General features: G+C 69.0%; 12 protein-coding genes. 5 read left to right on the top strand and 7 right to left on the bottom strand.

What is annotated here, in order from left to right; all coding sequences use genetic code 11:
* Positions 1-377: 377 nt before the first annotated feature.
* Entirely contained in the window at positions 378-1,406 is a 1,029-nt protein-coding gene (locus tag BGO20_RS15335; protein WP_291664398.1) for a trans-3-hydroxy-L-proline dehydratase, read from the bottom strand.
* A 189-nt stretch (positions 1,407-1,595) separates the two neighbouring features.
* Between BGO20_RS15335 and BGO20_RS15340 the strand changes: the two genes are divergently transcribed.
* The 3 genes from BGO20_RS15340 to BGO20_RS15350 all read left to right on the top strand — a co-directional run bounded on the left by BGO20_RS15340 (position 1,596) and on the right by BGO20_RS15350 (position 5,385).
* Positions 1,596-3,158: a methyltransferase domain-containing protein gene (locus BGO20_RS15340; protein WP_291664397.1), complete on the top strand. Its 1,563-nt coding sequence runs from the start codon at positions 1,596-1,598 to the stop codon at positions 3,156-3,158.
* 66 nt (positions 3,159-3,224) lie between these two features.
* Positions 3,225-5,015: a transglycosylase SLT domain-containing protein gene (locus BGO20_RS15345; RefSeq protein WP_291664396.1), complete on the top strand. Its 1,791-nt coding sequence runs from the start codon at positions 3,225-3,227 to the stop codon at positions 5,013-5,015.
* A 91-nt stretch (positions 5,016-5,106) separates the two neighbouring features.
* Positions 5,107-5,385: a hypothetical protein gene (locus BGO20_RS15350; protein ID WP_291664395.1), complete on the top strand. Its 279-nt coding sequence runs from the start codon at positions 5,107-5,109 to the stop codon at positions 5,383-5,385.
* Positions 5,386-5,434: 49 nt separating this feature from the next.
* Here the strand turns inward: BGO20_RS15350 and BGO20_RS15355 are convergent, their stop codons facing one another.
* Genes BGO20_RS15355 through tssK form a run of 6 tightly spaced genes read right to left on the bottom strand, consistent with a single transcriptional unit; the run spans position 5,435 to position 15,487 of the window.
* The gene (locus BGO20_RS15355; RefSeq protein ID WP_291664394.1) at positions 5,435-7,570 is read right to left on the bottom strand and encodes a serine/threonine-protein kinase; all 2,136 of its coding nucleotides are present in this window, start codon (positions 7,568-7,570) and stop codon (positions 5,435-5,437) included.
* Positions 7,567-8,361: a PP2C family protein-serine/threonine phosphatase gene (locus tag BGO20_RS15360; RefSeq protein WP_291664393.1), complete on the bottom strand. Its 795-nt coding sequence runs from the start codon at positions 8,359-8,361 to the stop codon at positions 7,567-7,569. Before BGO20_RS15360 ends, BGO20_RS15355 begins: the two co-directional genes overlap by 4 nt.
* Positions 8,362-8,371: 10 nt before the next feature.
* Positions 8,372-9,079, bottom strand: a complete 708-nt coding sequence (gene tagF, locus BGO20_RS15365; RefSeq protein ID WP_291664392.1) for a type VI secretion system-associated protein TagF — start codon at positions 9,077-9,079, stop codon at positions 8,372-8,374.
* Positions 9,080-9,082: 3 nt separating this feature from the next.
* Positions 9,083-12,700, bottom strand: a complete 3,618-nt coding sequence (gene tssM / locus BGO20_RS15370) for a type VI secretion system membrane subunit TssM (protein WP_291664391.1) — start codon at positions 12,698-12,700, stop codon at positions 9,083-9,085.
* Positions 12,701-12,710: 10 nt separating this feature from the next.
* The gene (gene tssL, locus BGO20_RS15375) at positions 12,711-14,153 is read right to left on the bottom strand and encodes a type VI secretion system protein TssL, long form (protein WP_291664390.1); all 1,443 of its coding nucleotides are present in this window, start codon (positions 14,151-14,153) and stop codon (positions 12,711-12,713) included.
* Entirely contained in the window at positions 14,150-15,487 is a 1,338-nt protein-coding gene (tssK, locus tag BGO20_RS15380; RefSeq protein WP_291664389.1) for a type VI secretion system baseplate subunit TssK, read from the bottom strand. Before tssK ends, tssL begins: the two co-directional genes overlap by 4 nt.
* A gap of 178 nt (positions 15,488-15,665) precedes the next feature.
* Here tssK and BGO20_RS15385 point away from each other — a divergent pair, with 178 nt between their 5' ends.
* Together BGO20_RS15385 and BGO20_RS15390 are read left to right on the top strand one after the other, a co-directional pair.
* A complete protein-coding gene (locus BGO20_RS15385) occupies positions 15,666-16,166 on the top strand; it encodes a PAAR domain-containing protein (protein WP_291664388.1) in 501 nt (166 codons plus the stop codon).
* 181 nt (positions 16,167-16,347) lie between these two features.
* Entirely contained in the window at positions 16,348-16,701 is a 354-nt protein-coding gene (locus BGO20_RS15390) for a RidA family protein (protein ID WP_291664387.1), read from the top strand.
* Positions 16,702-16,704: the final 3 nt, after the last annotated feature.

Genomic DNA, 16,704 nt, shown 5'->3' on the forward strand with positions numbered 1-16,704 from the left:
GCCGAGGTAGCGGGCCGGTCGCCGTTTGCGAGCGGCGAGCCCGGCCCGCCAAGCCGGCGTCGCGGCCAATCCGGGGCCGCCGTCCCGGCCTGCTGCACCCTGCCGCAGCAGCCTGACCCTAGGATTTCGGAGCGGGCGTGTTCGAGACCACGAGCTGCAGACGCGGCCCCTTCTGCGGGGCCGGCTGGAGCGGCTTTCCGGACCTGATCCCGATGCGCCTGATCCTGGCGCGGCGAAACGCAACCGAGAGCTTGTTTCCTGCTTTCATCTGACCGCTTTCCGATGCCGCGCGAGCATCGTCGCAGCGCGCGGGCCCGGGCGCGCCCCTCATTTGATGGAGGCGCGGAATCTTTCGGCCGCCGTCACCATCCGAAGGCTCACCATTGCGGCCAGGTATCCGACAGACGGTAACCCGCCGGATAGGGATCGGCCGGGTCGAGCATGAGCTGGCGCGTCTCCGTGACCCAGGCGCTGCCGGTGATGCGTGGAACAACGGCCGCCGCCGTGCCGACCTGGGTGAGACTTTCGATCATGCAGTCGAAGCGCGAGCCGATGATCGAGAGGCCGACGAAGGGCTCGCCCACGGCAAGCTGGCCGCGCGCGTGCAGGACGGCCATCCGCGCCGAGCATCCCGTGCCCGTGGGCGAACGGTCGATCTTGCCGGGCCGGATGGCGACGGCGTTGCGACCGGTCAGGACACCGTCGACCCGCTCGACCGGCGCTGCGAACTGGCAGAAGGAGATGTGGTTCCAACCGGTGTCGCCGGGATGGGCGAAGCCCAGCTGCTCGTTCGCCGCCCGGGTGATCCGCATGCCGATCTCGGCGAGATCGCGCGCCTCGTCGGGAGCGATGGCGAAGCCCAGGGCCGGCGCGTCGACGATCACGAAGCTGTCGCCGCCATAGGCGATGTCGACCGCGAGCGTGCCGAGGCCCTCGATCTCGAGAGCGGCGTCGAGCTCGGTCGCGAAGGAGGGGACGTTGCGCAGGCTGATGCTCTGCGCCTTGCCGTCCCGGCAGGCGGCGCTGATGGCGATGAGCCCGGCAGGCGCCTCGAGCACGAGCTCGGTCGTCGGCTCCTGCATCGGCACGATACCGGTATCCAGCAGCACCGTGGCGACGCAGATCGCGTTGGAACCCGACATCGGTGGCGTGTCGGCCGGCTCCATGATGATCCAGCCCATCCGGGCGCGCGGATCCTTCGGCGGCACCAGCAGGTTGACGTGGCGGAAGACGCCGCCGCGCGGCTCGTTCAGCACGAAGTTCCGCAGAGTCTCGTCGCGCGCGATGAAGCGCGACTGCTCCCACAGCGTGTCGCCCGGCGGAGGAGCGACACCACCGACGATCACGTCTCCGACCTCGCCGGCGGCGTGGCAGCCGACGACATGAACGATCCTGCCGCTGCGCATGGGCACCTCCTGCATGGCTGAGCGAGCCATGCTATTCGGTTTGCCGCCGGCTCAGAAGTGGCTTCAGGCGCGCCTGCAGCCGGTTTCCGGCGCCGTTCCGCAGGCGTTTCGCTGCCGCTCCTCCAAATGAATGAGGCGTGGCATTCTGGCATCGGGTGCAATGTCGGCACCGGTGTCGGGCGGGCGGCGATGACGAGCGATCCAGCGATCAATCCCTATGACGCGGTGGCCTATCCGGGGCACTCCTTCGCCCAGACGCATCCGGCGCGCCTTGGCACGATCGCGCATTTCCACGGCATGCGCCCGGCTCCGCCCGCGGCAATGCGGGTGCTCGAACTCGGCTGCGGACGGGGCGGCAACCTCATCCCGATGGCGGCGCAGTATCCGGAAAGCCGCTTCCTCGGCATCGACCTGAGCGGCGATTCGATCCGAAAGGCGAACGAGGCTGTGACGGAGCTCGCGCTCACCAACATCGTCTTCGAGCAGGCCGACATCCTCGCGCTCACCCCCGAGATCGGCATCTTCGACTACATCATCGTCCACGGTGTCTATTCCTGGGTGCCCGATCCCGTGCGCGAGCGGATCATCGCCCTGTTCGGCACCTTGCTGGCGCCTCAGGGCGTCGCCTATGTCAGCTACAACGCCCTGCCGGGCTGCCGCTTCCGCGATCTGGCGCGGGACGTCATGCTGTTCGAGACGCGGGACATCGCGGATCCGCGCGAGCGGGTCCGCGTCGCGCGGGCGGCGCTGAAGGCCTATGCCGAGGCGAGCGACCCCGACAGCTATCACGGCGCCATCCTGCGCCAGCGCGAGAAGCAGATCGAGGACACGCCGGACAGCGTGCTCTACCATGACGATCTCAATCCGATCGCACGGCCCTTTGCGCTGCACGAGGTGCTCGCGGCGGGCGAGCGTCACGGGCTGCAGTTTCTCGCCGAGGCTTCCTTTCCGAACCCGTACGGAGCGGCGAAAGGGCCGGCGCAGCGGATGCTTGCCGAGATTCCTGCCGATCCTCCGCTGGCACGCGAGCAGGCGCTCGATCTGCTGATCGGCCGGGCCTTCCGCGAGACGTTGCTGTGCCGCGGCGATATCAGGCTGCGTCGCGGCATCGGCGCCGGGTCGCTGGAACCCTATTGTCTCGCTGCCGATGTCCGGCCGGTTCGGGAGAGCGAGGAGGAACGCAAGCCCGGCGTCGAACGCTTCGCGTTCCAGGAAGGCGTGAAGCTGTCGGTGGATCTGCCAGCCTGCAAGGCCGCGCTCGGCATTCTCGGCGAGGCCTGGCCGGCGAGCATTGCCTATCCCGATCTCATGCGGCGGTCGCTCGATGCCGCCGCGGCCGAGGCCGCTGCGGGTCTCGACCGGGAGCGCGAGGCCGCGCGGCTCGACGAGGCGCTGATCGCGATCTTCAAGACCGGCCTGCTCGACGTCCGCCTCGTGGCCCCGCCGCTCGCCGCCAGCCTCGGCGAGCGGCCCGTGGCGAGCCCGGTCGTCCGCTGGCAGGCCTCGACCTCCGCCGAGGTCACCGATCTGCGCCATCGCACGGTGATGCTCGACGGCGTGCTGGTCCGGAAGTTCGTCTGCCTGCTCGACGGTTCGCGCGACCAGGCGATGCTGCTCGACGAGATGAACAGCTTCCTCGACGAGGCGCGGGCGGCCGGGCCCGCGGCGTCGGGGTTGCCCGACCGGGTGACGGAGGCGGAAGTCGCGATGCATCTGCAGGACGTCGTCCGGCTCGGGCTGCTGCATGGCTGACGATTGTCGCCCGCAGCCGGGAAGCATAACCTTAGGTTACATGAGGAGAGGGCGCGGTTCGTCGGGATGAGCGAGCGCTTCCGCCAGTTTCAGATCGCCTTTCCGGAGGAGGCCTGCCTCGCCGCGCTGATGCGCCTGCGCCATGGCGGCACCGCGATGGCCTGCCCGGCCTGCGGCAGGCCGGCGATCTTCGAGGCGCGCCCGAAATTGCGGGGCTTCGCCTGCAACCACTGCAATTACCTGATTCACCCGGCCGCCGGCACGCCGCTGGAGAGCCGGCGCACCGCGCTGCAGCACTGGTTCTTCGCGGTGAAGCTGACGGCGGAACAGCCTGGCAAGGCCGCCGCGACAGCCCTGACGCGCGAGGCGGGGCTGCCCCAGCTTGCGGCCAAGCGGATCGTCGACGAACTCGCTGCACTCGGTGCCGCGGGCGAGCCGGCCTGGCTTGCCGGGCTGAGGCGGCTGGTCACCGGCGAGAGCGATGCGACATCCCCCGGCGCAGCCGCCGTTCCGGCCCTGCCGCCTGCCCCGGAGCGCCCGGCTCTCCGACCCGCTCCATCGACGGCGGGACCGCCAGCAGCCGCGCCGCGCGGCATTCCGGCGGATGTCCCGCCACGTCCCGCGTCGGCCCTGGCCCCCGCTGTAGTAGTGCCCGCCGGGTCGCCGCAGCCGCAGCGAACCGCCGCCGCGAGCCCATCGGTTTCCGATCCGCCCGCGGCACCGAAGAAGGGGCCTTCGGGCCGGATGGCGATCGTGGCCGTGGCCGTCGGCGTCGGCTGCGTCGTCGCGGCGGTGGTCGGGCTCGCCTATGCGCGGCTGCAGCAGCAGGAGCCGGCCCGGGACGAGGCCGAGTTCGCCGCCGACCGGATGATCCCGTCGCTCAAGGACGCGCCGGCGCGGCCGTCCCTGATCCTGTCCTCGGTCGAGCAGGACCTGGAGGGAGCCCGGCAGGCCGCGCAATTCGCGCTCGACAACGATCCCTCGCTGGCCAACATCAAGCCGCAGGAGGAGGCGCCGACGCAGCAGGTTCCGGTCAACCAGCTGCAATTGCCCTCGAACATCCTGCTGGTGCCGCCCAAGGCCGGCGGGATGCCGGGGGCGGGACCGGTCTCTCCCAGCGGCGCCCCGCAGCCGCCTCCGGTCATATCCAGCGGCGATCCCGACCAGGTGCTGACCTTCGGCCCGATCAAGATCCGCCGCCACCTCGTCGACACCATCGTCCGGGCCAGCAAGGTCGTGGGCGCCGACCCGACGCTGCTGATGGCGGTCGCCGACAAGGAATCCTCGTTCTCGACGGCGGTGAAGGCGCAGACCTCCTCGGCGACCGGGCTCTACCAGTTCATCGAGCAGACCTGGCTCGGCGTGATCTACGAGTTCGGCGCCAGGCACGGGCTCGCGGCCGAGGCCAAGCTGATCGGCAAGTCCGGGCGGCAGTTCGTCGTCACGGATTCGAGCCAGCGCCAGCGCATCCTCGACATGCGGCGCGAACCCTATATTTCGGCACTGCTGGCGGCCGAGATGCTGAAGCGCGACACGCTCAGGTTGGAGCGGGCGCTCGGCCGGCATCTCACCGGCGGCGAGATCTACCTGATCCATTTCCTCGGGCCGGATGCGGCACAGACCTTCATCGAGACGATGGAGGAGCAGCCCGGCGTCAAGGCGGCGGAGCTGCTGCCCAAGCCGGCCCAGGCCAACCGGCCGATCTTCTATGCCGATGCCGGCGGCGAGACCAAGACGCTCTCGGTGTCCGAGGTCCACAAGAAGTTCAATGACATGATCAGGATCAGGCTCGATCGCTACAGCGCGGTCCGGCCGACAATGGGGCCGGGGATCGCCCGGCCGCAGCCGAAGAAGTGAAGAGTTTCAAGGACTGCCTCGTGTCGCAGGCAAACCCGTCTGTGGCGTTTCATTCCCCGCCGGGGCCGGGGCTTGGGAAGGAGTGGTGACCATGGCGGGCAACCGTTTCGAACAGGTCGATGAACCGCAGGCGGATGCGATCACGCTCAGCCTGTCCGAGCGCGGCGGCGAGGCCTATGGCCGCGTGCATTGCCCGGCCGAGCTCGCCGCCGGGCAGCTCGTCAACGACTTCGTCAGCGACGAGATGGCGGCGAAGGATGCCTTCCGCACCGCGATCCGACTGGCGAACGAGATTCGCGCGCCGATCGTGGTGGCGGATGCGGCCGGCGTCTGGCAGGACGAATGGGGCGTGCTCTATCGCGAGATGTGAAGAGCGGGCCGCCTGTCCGCGAGGCGGGCAGCCGGCCTCGGCTCCCGTCTCACTCGATCCGGAAATACTTGATGCCGAGGCCGAGCTTCCCGGTCTGGCGGGCGAGATCGAGCTTGAGGTTCCTGAAGAACTCGGCGGCGGGCGCCGGGTTGGGGCCCGAGAGTGCCGGCAGGGGCGCCTGGCTGACGAGCGCGAGCACCGTCTGCGGCCGGGCTGCGCCGCCGGTCGATTCGAGCTTCAGGTTGAAGGTCACCTTGTCGCCCTCGCGCTTCATGAAGCTCGCGAGGTTGTAGACGAGGCCATCGTCGCCGATCAGCACGATGTCGAGGTTGAGGCCGCCGCCCGCCTCGACCGAGCCGTTCAGAACCTCGCCGCTCTTCATGTTGAAGTTGCCGATCTGCAGCTTGACGCTGCGGTCGATCGCGACGCCGGGCTGCCTGAGAAACTCGGCCATGGGGCATTGCGCGGTAGTCAGCGGACGCAGGTTGATCTGTGCCTCGAAGCCCTGCGCGGCCTTGAAGGCGCCGTCGAAGGCGACGAAAGGCTCGGTGCCGCTGCCGAAGCCTTCGAGCACCGCCTTGCGGTCGCCGATCTCGAGCGGCCACAGGAAGAAGCAGGAGCCGCCGTCATAGTCCCGGATATAGCGCTCGACCCGCTCCGCCGGCGTACGCGGTTCAGCCTCCTGCGTGCTGGTGTTCTCGACCGGCGGCGGCTGGCTGGTGCCGGTGACGGGAGGCTTCGGGGCGGGAGGTTTCGGCGCGGCAGGCTTCTCGGTGCTGGGGGACGGAGGCTTCACGGCCGGCGGCTTCTCGGCGCTGCCGATGGTCGGCGGCTTTGCCGGCTGCGTCGTCTCCGGGGCGGGTGGTGGCGTGACGGGCGGTGGCACGACCGGAGGGGAGGGCGGATTCTGCGCGGTGTTCTCGTTGACGGCGATCTGGCTGCCGGCGGGCCTCTGCTGCTGCGGTGCGGTCGCCGGCGTCGACGTCGACCCGGCGGATGCCGGCGGGCTTGCCGGTTCCTGGGCCGCTTTCGGCGGGTTCAGGGTGCTGTTGCCCGGTGCGGGCGTTTCGGGCTTCGTCTCGGTCAAGACCGGGGCGCTGGTTGCGGAGGCAGCCGGCCCGGCGGCAAGGGGCTGCTCGGAAAGCGCCGGCGGGTTGTCGGCGGACAGCCTCGCCGCCTGCTCGCTTTTCCCCGGCCCGAAGACGGTCCAGGCATAGAAGCCGCCGCCGGCCAGCAGCGCGAGCGCGGCAATTCCGGCGACGAGCGGCAGGGCCGAGCGCCTCGGCGGATCGGAAGGGGAGCGAGCGGCGGCTGCCTTCCTTCCGGTCGTGGCCTGCGGCTGCCAGGCGGCAACCTCGGCCATGTCGGCAGGGCGGTTTTCAGGGTCGGGCGCCAGCATCCGCGCCAGCAATGGACGCAGGCCGGGGTCGACCGCCGACAGATCGGGCAGGCGGCGGCGCTTGTCGAGGATGTCGGCCTGCGAGCCGCCCATGTCGAGCGCGCGCCCGGTCAGCGCCTGCGCCAGCACCAGCGCGAAGGAGTACATATCGGAGCGGCCGCTGACCTCGCCGCCGTAGAGGCCGAGCTGCTCCGGCGAGACATAGTTGTACTTGCCCGCAAAACCCGAGCCGATCACCGTGCCCTCGCCGAGGATGCTGGAGCGGGCGATGCCGAAATCGATGATCTTGGCGCGCGAGGGGTCCCCGCCCGGCAGGATGATGTTGTCCGGCGAGATATCGCGATGGATGATGCCGAGCCGATGGGCGGCATGCAGGCCCGGCGCGACGCGCTGGCGCAGCACGTTGGCCTCTTCGGCCGTCAGCGGCCGCTCCTTTATGCGCTCGGAAAGCGGCTGGCCGTCGACGAACTCCATCGCGAGATAGGGCGTCTCGCTCACCGGGTCGATGGCGAAGACGTAGTAGCGGACGATGGCCTCGTTATAGAGGTTGTGCAGGGCGGCCGCCTCTCGCCGGAACAGGGCGAGCACGGCCTCGTCGCGCGCCATGTCGGGGCGGATCATCTTGATCGCCACCGCGTCACCGGTCTGGATGGCGCGGCCGCGATAGACTTCGCCCATGCCGCCGACGGCGATTAGGCTCTCGATCTGGTAGATGCCGTTGAGAGTCGTGCCGATGCGGGCGTTGGCGCGGGGCGCAAAGACGGTGCGCTCGGAGTCGTCGCTCATGACGGTGTGCTCCCTGGCGTGCGCCGGTTCGGCATCCAGCGTGTGCGCTCGGCCGTGCCTTGTCGATAGCGGACGATGATGACCGTGACGTTGTCGCGCGCGCCGCGCTCCAGCGTCAGCCCGAGCAGGGCGTCGCAGGCCGCCTGCGCGCTGCCGGCCTCGAGGGCGCCCAGGATCTCGGTGTCGGCGACATGCTCTGTCAGCCCGTCCGAGCAGAGGATGAAGACGTCGCCATCGGCGATCTCGCCGCTCTCGATGTCGAGCTCGGGCATGTCGTGGACGCCGATCGCATGGGTAATGACGTGCCGGCGCGGCGAGCGCTTCGCCTCGTCGGGCGTCATCAGGCCGCGATCCACCATGTCCTGCACCTCGGTATGGTCGCGCGAGATCTGGGTGATCTGCCCGGCGCGGACGAGATAGATGCGGCTGTCGCCCGACCAGACGCAGGCGAAGTGACGCTGGTGGACGAGCAGCACGACCAGCGTCGCGCCCATGGTGGCGCCACGCCGGCGGATCTCCTCGCGCAGCGTCTCGTTCGCCTTGAGCACGCTGTCCTCCAGCATGGCGAGGAGGTCCGATGCCGAAGCGGCCGCACCGACCCCTTCCAGGGCGGCGACCACGGTGGCGCTGGCGAGGGCACCGTTCTCATGGCCGCCCATGCCGTCCGCGACGGCCCAAAGGCCGAGCTCCGGGCGCAGGATGAAATTGTCCTCGTTGGCCTTGCGCACCTTGCCGGTGTGGCTGATGCAGCCGGTCTCGAAATCGGAAGTCTCGCGGGGGACGTCGTTCATGGCGCAACCCTCAGGAGCTGGCGCGTTCTGGTTCGAGATGGGCGTCGAAGCGGCCGGTCAGCAGCCCGGAGAAAAGGTGCGGGTCCGGCAGGGCCTGGCCGGTCAGCGCCAGCGGCTCGAAATTCGGTCCGCCCACGGTCCAGACATAGCAGGCATGGGCATAGGCGCGGGCGTGATCCTCGATGCGCAGCGCGGTGAGCCGCTCCGGGAAGCTGGAGCCCGTCGCGGCGCTGACGATGGTGCCGTCGGAGAGGCGGACCATGTCCTGCGGCGGGGCGGCAAGGTGATGGTCGTCGGGGATGGGCAGCGAAGCCAGCCGCTGCGCGACCGCCTCATAGCTCGCCTGCGGCTCGAGCGCCTGCAGCAGAAACTCCTCGATCGCCTCAAACCACCTGTCCTGCGGATCGAGCTCGGGCGGCGGGATCGCAGCGCCCGCACCGGCGGCGGCGAACACGGTGAGCGGGAAATAGCGGCCGACACCGTCGACGGAGGGCATGAACGCGCCGGCGACGGTCTGCCCACCATGCGCCCTCCCGAGCCAGAAGCGCCAGATCGGCGCGTTGAGATAGGCCTCCTGCCAACGTTGGCCGAGTTCGAGCCGGCTCGCCGTCAGCCCGCCCTGCAGCCATTTCTCGTAAACGGCGAGGAAGCCGGAGGGGGCGTTCAGCGCGATGAAGTCGCGCTTGGCGGGAAGCTTGCCGAAAAGGCCGCAGGACACGTGTCAGATTCCGGAAGGGCAGCGGATTTCCCGCAGCGCCGGCAAGATCAGCGGGTTCTTGAGCGAGCCGACGCCGAAGGCGTAGCCGACCTGCCGGCCGCCGGCATTGAGCGTGAAGCCGACATTGTCGCCCTGCTTCAGCACCGAGCCGGCATCGAGCAGGCGGAAGAAGGACCAGGTGCCGTCCTTCTCGAAGAGCTTGGCCTCGCCTTGGGGAGCGGACGAGCCGGACGAGAAGAAGCCGCCGCCGAACATGCCCCCCGAAGCGTTGCCGCCGCCGAGCGTCAGCGTGATCGCCGTCTTGCCAACGCCGCCGCCCGGCCACATCACCGGAGTCGGCGTGTTGACGCCCTGCTGGCTGGCGACGGTGAAGCCGTTGATCTCCAGCTTGGCGCTCGAAGCGTCTGCGGACAGGGCGGTCGGTGTCACCACCATCTGGAAGGAGGGCAGGTTGCCGCCGGTCGGGAAGAAGGCCTCCTTGATCTCGCTGGCGCGCTGGAACTCCCGCAACGTCGTCGGCGATAGCGCCCGGGCGACGCGGCTGTCGACGCGCCAGTTCCATTGCGGCTTGGAGGTATCGACGAAGGGCTCCAGTCGCTCCTTGTAGAACTTGTCCATGATCTGGCCGGGCGCGAACAGGCGAGCGAAGTCGGCGAGGGGCACGTCGCGGGCGCTCGCCTTGGTGAAGGGGTAGCGGTTGGTGACGATCTCGTTGCAGACGCCGGTGACCTGCTCCGACAGGGCCTGCCTGAGCAGCGCGACCGTGGCGCCGGTGGCATCGCCCTCGAAGTCGTTGACCGCCTGGACGATCATGCCGTCGAAGGGCGCGGGATAACGTGAGGAATTGGCGCGCAAGGTCGCGATCAACGGCACGAGCGCGGCATTCGCAGCTGCCGACTGGGCCGGATTGGTCGCCGCGGTGGCGAGGTTCTGGCTGATCTCGGAGAAGGTCTGCAGCAGCTGGTCCACCGGCCGGCGGCCGAGATCGCCGTCGACGAGCACGTGGAAAGGCTTGAACTGCGCCTCGATATCGGCGCCGAGCGAGACGTCGTTGCCGCCGGCAAGCACCCGGTCGACGCCGGCCGAGGCCATCGGCAGGCTGGAGCCGAGCCGGCCGAGCGCCTGGCTGGCACGCTGGTCGAGCGTCTGGGCGGCCTGCTTGGCTGCAGCCTCCGTTACGGCCTTCTTCGCGTTCGGGCGCTCCTTGGTGAGCTGCGTCTCGTCGCGGATCGATTCGAGGATTTGCTTGAAGGGCGATGTCGCGGCCGAGATGGCGCTGAGCGCGACATAGCGCGGCTTGTCGGCGTTGAGAGGCCTGAGCTTCAGCCGCTTCAACGTCTTCTGCCAGGTCGCGACATAGTCGCGGCTGTAGAGCTTCATCAGGTCCTGGAACAGCGTGGCGTATTGGGCGGTGATCGCCTGCTGGTCGGCATTCTCGCCCAGCACCCAGCGCTCCTTCTCGATCCGGTCGCCGATGTCGCCGAGCCGGCCGATGAAGGCGTTCTGGAAGCCGTCATAGGTGTAGAAATAGGGCACGCGGATCTGGTCGAGATCCTCTCCGCTCACGCCCTCGAAAACCAGCCGCACGTCGGAGCCGCCACGCTGCGAGGCGACCCAGTCCTTCGCGCTGTCGCTGCGCGACTGTGTCCGGAGGAGCTCGTAGGCCCGTTCGGCGATGCTGAGGCGGCGCAAAGTACGCTGGCTCTGCTCGATCAGCGACTGGTTGAGCTTGACCACCGGCTCGCTGTCGCCCTCGTCGAGGTCGAGCATGGCGGTGAGGTGCTCCTCCAGCGCCTCGCGGCCCTTGGCGTTGGCAGGGCCGGGGAAGAGGTTCTCGGCCCAGTCGAGCCGCATCCAGGAGGTGACGAGGTCGCGGTCCATCTTCGCCTGGCCGCCGATCATCATGTAGACCTTGAGCGCCTCGTAGACGAAGCCGGGATTGTTGGCCTGCTGCTCGAGCTGCTCCTCGAGCCGGAAGATGATGCGCGGGCGCAGCATCCGCTCCAGCGCCTGCTGATAGGTGATCTCGGTCGCGTTCTGGAGGCGCTCGCGCTGGCTCAGTCCGAAGGTGGCGAGGGTCGGTGTCGGCTCGCCTTGCGTGGCATAGCCCGTCGGCATGTTCCTGAGCTTGTGCAGCAGCGGCAGGACGCGGCTGAAATTGCGGTCGGAGATCGTGGTTTCCTGCAGCACGGGCGCGGCGGCGCTGCGGTAGTCGGCGAGACCGTAATTGGTCGCGGTGATCAGGTCGCTGTTGCGCGAGAAGCTCGTCCACCACAGGCCGAGCGCCGCCAGCGAGACCAGCGCCACCGCCGTGAAGCCGGCGATGCGCAGGGCTGTGGAGCGGCGGGCGGCGCCGAGATCGGTCGAGACCCAGCCGGACTCGCCGATGACCACCTTCTGGATCAGCTCGGTCAGGAAATAGCTCTTGCCCTTGCCGGAGTAGGAGGCCGCGCCGGCATGATCCGAACCGAAATTGCGCGAGAGCGCGCCGATCAGCTGGTCGATCGGCGTGCCCTCCTGCGTTCCCGAAGTGAAGTAGAAGCCGCGCAGCGTCGCGTTGGCGTGGTAGCGCGTCGGCTCGAAGACGCGGGTCAGGAAATCGACGATGGAGCGCTTCAGCGTCGCCATCTGGCTCGGGAAGCCGAAGATCTGGGCGCGCGCGGTCGGGTTGTGCTCGTCCTGCAATCGATCCGGCAGCCGCTCGTTCAGCCGCTCGATCAACGCGTCGTATTCCGGAGGCACGTCGCCGATCATGTTGCGGGTCTTGTCGGCGGTCTGGAAGGTATGGCCCCAGACCATGCGGCGCTGCGGCTCGGTCAGCGCGCCGAAGAACTCGTTGAAGCCGGCGATGAGGTCGGCCTTGGTGAAGACGGCATAGACCGGGAAATCGACCTTCAGGCGCTCATGCAGTTCGAGCAGGCGGGCGCGGATCGCGTCGGCATGGGCGGCGATCTCCTCGGGGCTCGAGGTCAGCAGGTCCTCGACGCTGATCGCGACGAGGACGCCGTTGATCGGCTGGCGCGGGCGATTGGTCTTGAGCAGGTCGAGGAAGGCGAGCCAGCTCGATTTCTCCGCCTTGGTGTCGGTGTCCTGCGTGGTGTAGCGGCCGGCGGTGTCGATCAGCACCGCATCCTCGGCGAACCACCAGTCGCAATAGCGCGTGCCGCCCGAGCCGGCGACGGCCGAGGGCGTGGCGCCGCGGGCCAGCGGGAATTTCAGGCCGGAATTGACCAGTGCCGTGGTCTTGCCGGCGCCGGGCGGGCCGATGATGACGTACCAGGGCAGGTCGTAGAGATAGTCGCCGCCCTTGCCGCGCGCGCTCTTCAGCGTGGCGAGCGCGTCCTTCATAGCGCTGGAGAGGGCGGCGCCGTCGCCGGTTTCCTCCTTTTCCAGTGCCTCGGTCAGCGCGGCGGTGGCCTTGCGGCGGCGGATGACGAGGATCGCGATCCAGGCGAGCGCGCCGAGCATCAGCAGCACGGCGATGGACAGCCGGACCCAGAAGGACTCGAACGGACGGACCTCGCCGAAAGCGAGGAAGGGACCGCCGAACCAGATCAGCGCGGCGAGCGCGAGCCCACCGATCAGGATGGCGACGATGCGGAGCCAGGTGGCGAGGTTCATGCGCGCCCCCTCAGTTCTGCCGCTGGATCAGGATTTCGACGCGCCGGTTCTGGGCGCGGCCGGCGGCGGTGCTGTTCGGCGCGATCGGCACGTCGGCACCCTTGCCTTCGGTGCTGATCCGGTCCGGCTTGCTGAGCTTGGCCTTCAGCAGGTCGCCCACCGCCTTGGCCCGGGCCTGCGAGAGCACGACGTTGGAGGGGAAGCGCGCGGTGCGGATCGGCACGCTGTCGGTGTGGCCGACGACCTTGACCGCACCGCCCTCCTGTTCAAGCACGGCGGCGATCCGCTCGATCAGCGGCTGGAATTCGCTGCGCACCGCCGCCTGGCCCGCCTCGAACAATGCGATGCCGGCCAAACGAACGATGATGACGTTGGGCGTGACCTGGCAGGTGATCGGCGGCTGCACCGCGGCGCAGACCTTGGGCGGCTGCGGTGGCGGCGGGGGAGGCGGCGGCGGAGCCGAAAACACCTTGCGCATGATGCCGATCTCGCCCTTGGGATGGACCGAGAGCAGGGCGGTCGAGGCCGCCTCGGCATTGCCTGCAAGCAGCGCGCGGAAGACGAAATAGACGCCGAGCAGGGCCACGGCCGCGATCGCTGCCACCGACCAGACGGGCACCTTGAAGCCGGCGAGCGCCTGCGCGATCGCCTGTCCGCGCCAGCGCGGCGAGAGTTCGGGGTCGGGCTGCTTCACCCGGCGCAGCGTCTCGAACAGGCTGCGCTGGATCATCTGCAGGTTGTTGGCGCCGCCGGCCGAGGTCCGGTGGATGCCCTGGAAGCCCAGTGCCAGGCAGGCATGCATCAGCTCCAGCAGGTCGTAGTTGACCGACGGGTCGGCCTTGGCCTTGTCGAGCATCTCGAAGAAGCGCACGCCGCCGATGCGCTCGCCGAAGAAGCGCGAGAGCATGCTGTACTGCGTCCAGACATGGCGGTCGTCGCCGGGGATGTTCTGGACGATGTCGTCGGCGCTGGCAGCGATGACGTATTTCGCGGTCTGTGCGGCTTCGTGCGAGACGCCGGCGGCGCGGACTTCGTGCTCGAAGGCTTCGATGGAATCGCCGACCTGCCCAAGGAGCTGGGCGAAGGGCGCATTCGAGAGGTTGGCGCGCATCCGTCCGAGCAGCAGCAGGAGCGGACCTGCGGCGCGCAGCAGCGGGTTGGCGTTCGGCGTCAGCAACTGGTCGCGGCGGGGCAGGGACTGGCCGCCGGCCGGAGGCGGCGGAGCCTGCCGCTGCGGGATCGGCGCCGGTTGCGACATCCATTCGTCGCCCGTGCCGGGCACGCCGGGCGAGGGCACTTGCGGTGGCTGATAAGGCTGGGGCGCCTGCGGCGCGCCCGGTGCGGGCGCGGCGGGAGCGGGCGGCAGGGGCGCGCGGCGCCCGCCGGGGTTCGGCCTGATGATGGTCCGCTCGGAACGGCCGAACGGGTCGGAAGGCGAACCCGGGTCGCTCATCGCCTGCCCTCCAGAACGGCCCAGAGCTCGAGCTCGAGATCGGGCCAGTCACCGGAAAAATGCATGCCGATCGAACTCGCCGTGCTGAACTCCGGCCAGAGCGGCGAGGTGCGGTCGAGATAGAAGTATACATGATCCGTGAGCGCGCGGATCTGCGGCGGCGGCGTCGGCAGATGGACGAGGTTGATGCCCGGCAGATGGGCATGGACGATCTCGTTCATCTTCGTGTTGGGGCCGACCTTGAAGAGCTGCGGGAACTGCGCCTGGATCTCCGTCAATGGCCGGCGCGCCGCGACTTCGAGAACCAGCGTCGCGTTGCGCACGAGGCTGCGGTCGCGGATCGTCGACATGAAGGCGTTCTGCGCGCGCTCGACGATCTCCAGCCGGATCGCCCGGCGGCCGAGATTGGCCGAAAGGAAGTCCTGGATGTCGCGCACCACCGGAGCGAAGCAGTTCTCCAGATCGTCGTGATCGTAGGCTGGATAGTCGCGGGCGCGGCGCTCGGCCGTGGTGAAGGTCGCAAGCTCGCCCGCCAGCGCCGCGAAGGTGGTGAACAGCCGCTCGGGATGGACGAAGCGCGAGCGGCGCATGTGCTTCAGAACCGGGATGTTGCGGTTGAGGAGCTGGAGCACGAAATAATCGGCGCTCTGCAGGCCGCCGCCGGCCGTCGGATCGGCGGCGTAGCGTGCGAGCTCCTCCAGCTTGTTGTCGATCCAGCCGATGACGCGGTCGAGCCAGCCTTCGATCACGGGATAGGCCGAGCAGACCAGCACCGGCGGAGCGAATTTCTCGTCGAAGAGCACGGCGCGGTCGCGCACTTCGAGGATGCGGCCCAGCGCCAGGCCGACATAGCCGGCCTTGGCGGTCTTGCGCAGTTCGAGCGCCAGGCGCGGATGGGCGACGTCGATGTCCTCCTCGGTGCGCAGCGAGGCGGTCGAATCGATCAACATCTCATTGGCCGGGAGATAACGGCTGGCCGAGCCGTTCAGCGCGTCATCGACCTCCCGCGTATTGGCGGCGGCAAGCGGCAGCGAAAGCCAGACGAGCTGGCCGGCGGCGTTCTCCGGCACCTCGATCGCGGCCGGCAGCGGCGAGTTGTCCGGCATCGCGAAGGGCGTGCCGTCCGGCATCACGCCGACCGCGCGGCGCAAGCCGATGCGGCTCTGCTGGGCCAGGTCGCGGTCGATCTCCAACACCGAGAAGCCCCAGGGATAGGGCGTGACGCTGCGGACGCGGCTTTCCAGCAGGTTCTCGAAATAGCGGTCGCTCTGCTGGAAATGATGCGGCCTGAGGAACAGCCCTTCCGACCAGACGACCTTGCTGTACCACGACATCCCGGTCTCGCTCACTCCAAGGCAGGCATCTTGAGTTTATCCGGGACATGTCCCAGCGTCACCAGCCGAAATGCTAGCGTCACGCGCGCGAGGCGCCGTCATTGACTTGAAGGATGCGGCTGGCGGAGTTTCGCGGCAGTCGTCAGGGAAGCGAGCCTGTCCACCGCCGGAGGCGATCATGCCGAAAGGTCCTGCCGCACGTGTCACCGACCCGGTCGTCCACCCGCTGCCGGGCATCCTGCAGCCGGGCCCCGGCAGTCCGAACGTGCTGATCGGCAACCTGCCGGCCTGGCGCGGGGTCCCGGCCGCGGCGGCCGCCGCGATGCAGGCGGCGAAGGCTGCCTCGGACGCGACGCTGCAGGCCGCTGCCGCCGCGACGCTCGCAGCCGCGGGCACTCCTGGCGCGCCGGCTGCTAAGGCGGCGGAGGAAGCGGCCAAGACCGCGGCGCTCTCGGCGATGAGCTCGACGATCACGGGTGGAGCCGGAGGCGCCGACATCCACAACTGCCTGACATTGATGCCGCCGCAGCCGCACGGACCCGGCGTGGTCATCGACGGATCGCAGACGGTGCTGATCAACAACCTTCCGGCCTGCCGCATGGGCGACACCATTCTCGAGGCGCTGGGGCCACCCAACAAGATCATCATGGGCCTGCCGACCGTGATCATCGGCGGATGATGACGAACTGATTCAGGAAGGGCGCATAAGTCGTTAATGCTGAATCCTTTTTCCCGGTCGAGAAGACGCGCCGAAGGCGAGGCCGGTGCCGGCGATCCGCCGCGGCGATGCGTGCGGCTTGACCGGCGCGGGACCGGGCGCCAAGCCGGACCTGCCTCCACCGAACCCTGAAGGATTCGCCATGACCATCGAACGCATCGGGCTGACGGCCCGCTGGTGCGACGCCGCCATCTTCAACGGCATCGTCTTCCTGGCCGGACATGTGCCGGAGAAGACCGAAGGGCGCCCGCTCGCCGAGCAGACCGAGGAGGTGCTGGCGCTGCTCGAGGAGACGCTCGCCGATGCCGGAAGCAGCAAGGAACGTATCCTCAGCGTCCAGATATTCCTGACCGACATCGGCCGGATCGGCGAGATGAACGCGGTCTGGGACAAGTGGGTGGCGAGAGGCCACGCGCCCGCCCGCGCCACCGTCGAGGCGAAGCTGGCCTCGCCCGGCTACGGCATCGAGATCACGGCGGTGGCGGCGAAGCGCTGAGCC

This window comes from Allobosea sp. 67-29, assembly GCF_001898115.1.
In the GTDB taxonomy this organism is placed as follows: Bacteria; Pseudomonadota; Alphaproteobacteria; order Rhizobiales; family Beijerinckiaceae; genus Allobosea.

Excerpts from the sequence above, each read along its gene's own strand:
- BGO20_RS15335 (WP_291664398.1), bottom strand. The coding sequence starts at position 1,406 with ATGCGCAGCGGCAGGATCGTTCATGTCGTCGGCTGCCACGCCGCCGGC.
- BGO20_RS15340 (WP_291664397.1), top strand. The coding sequence starts at position 1,596 with ATGACGAGCGATCCAGCGATCAATCCCTATGACGCGGTGGCCTATCCG.
- BGO20_RS15345 (WP_291664396.1), top strand. The coding sequence starts at position 3,225 with ATGAGCGAGCGCTTCCGCCAGTTTCAGATCGCCTTTCCGGAGGAGGCC.
- BGO20_RS15350 (WP_291664395.1), top strand. The coding sequence starts at position 5,107 with ATGGCGGGCAACCGTTTCGAACAGGTCGATGAACCGCAGGCGGATGCG.
- BGO20_RS15355 (WP_291664394.1), bottom strand. The coding sequence starts at position 7,570 with ATGAGCGACGACTCCGAGCGCACCGTCTTTGCGCCCCGCGCCAACGCC.
- BGO20_RS15360 (WP_291664393.1), bottom strand. The coding sequence starts at position 8,361 with ATGAACGACGTCCCCCGCGAGACTTCCGATTTCGAGACCGGCTGCATC.
- tssM (WP_291664391.1), bottom strand. The coding sequence starts at position 12,700 with ATGAACCTCGCCACCTGGCTCCGCATCGTCGCCATCCTGATCGGTGGG.
- tssL (WP_291664390.1), bottom strand. The coding sequence starts at position 14,153 with ATGAGCGACCCGGGTTCGCCTTCCGACCCGTTCGGCCGTTCCGAGCGG.
- tssK (WP_291664389.1), bottom strand. The coding sequence starts at position 15,487 with ATGTCGTGGTACAGCAAGGTCGTCTGGTCGGAAGGGCTGTTCCTCAGG.
- BGO20_RS15385 (WP_291664388.1), top strand. The coding sequence starts at position 15,666 with ATGCCGAAAGGTCCTGCCGCACGTGTCACCGACCCGGTCGTCCACCCG.
- BGO20_RS15390 (WP_291664387.1), top strand. The coding sequence starts at position 16,348 with ATGACCATCGAACGCATCGGGCTGACGGCCCGCTGGTGCGACGCCGCC.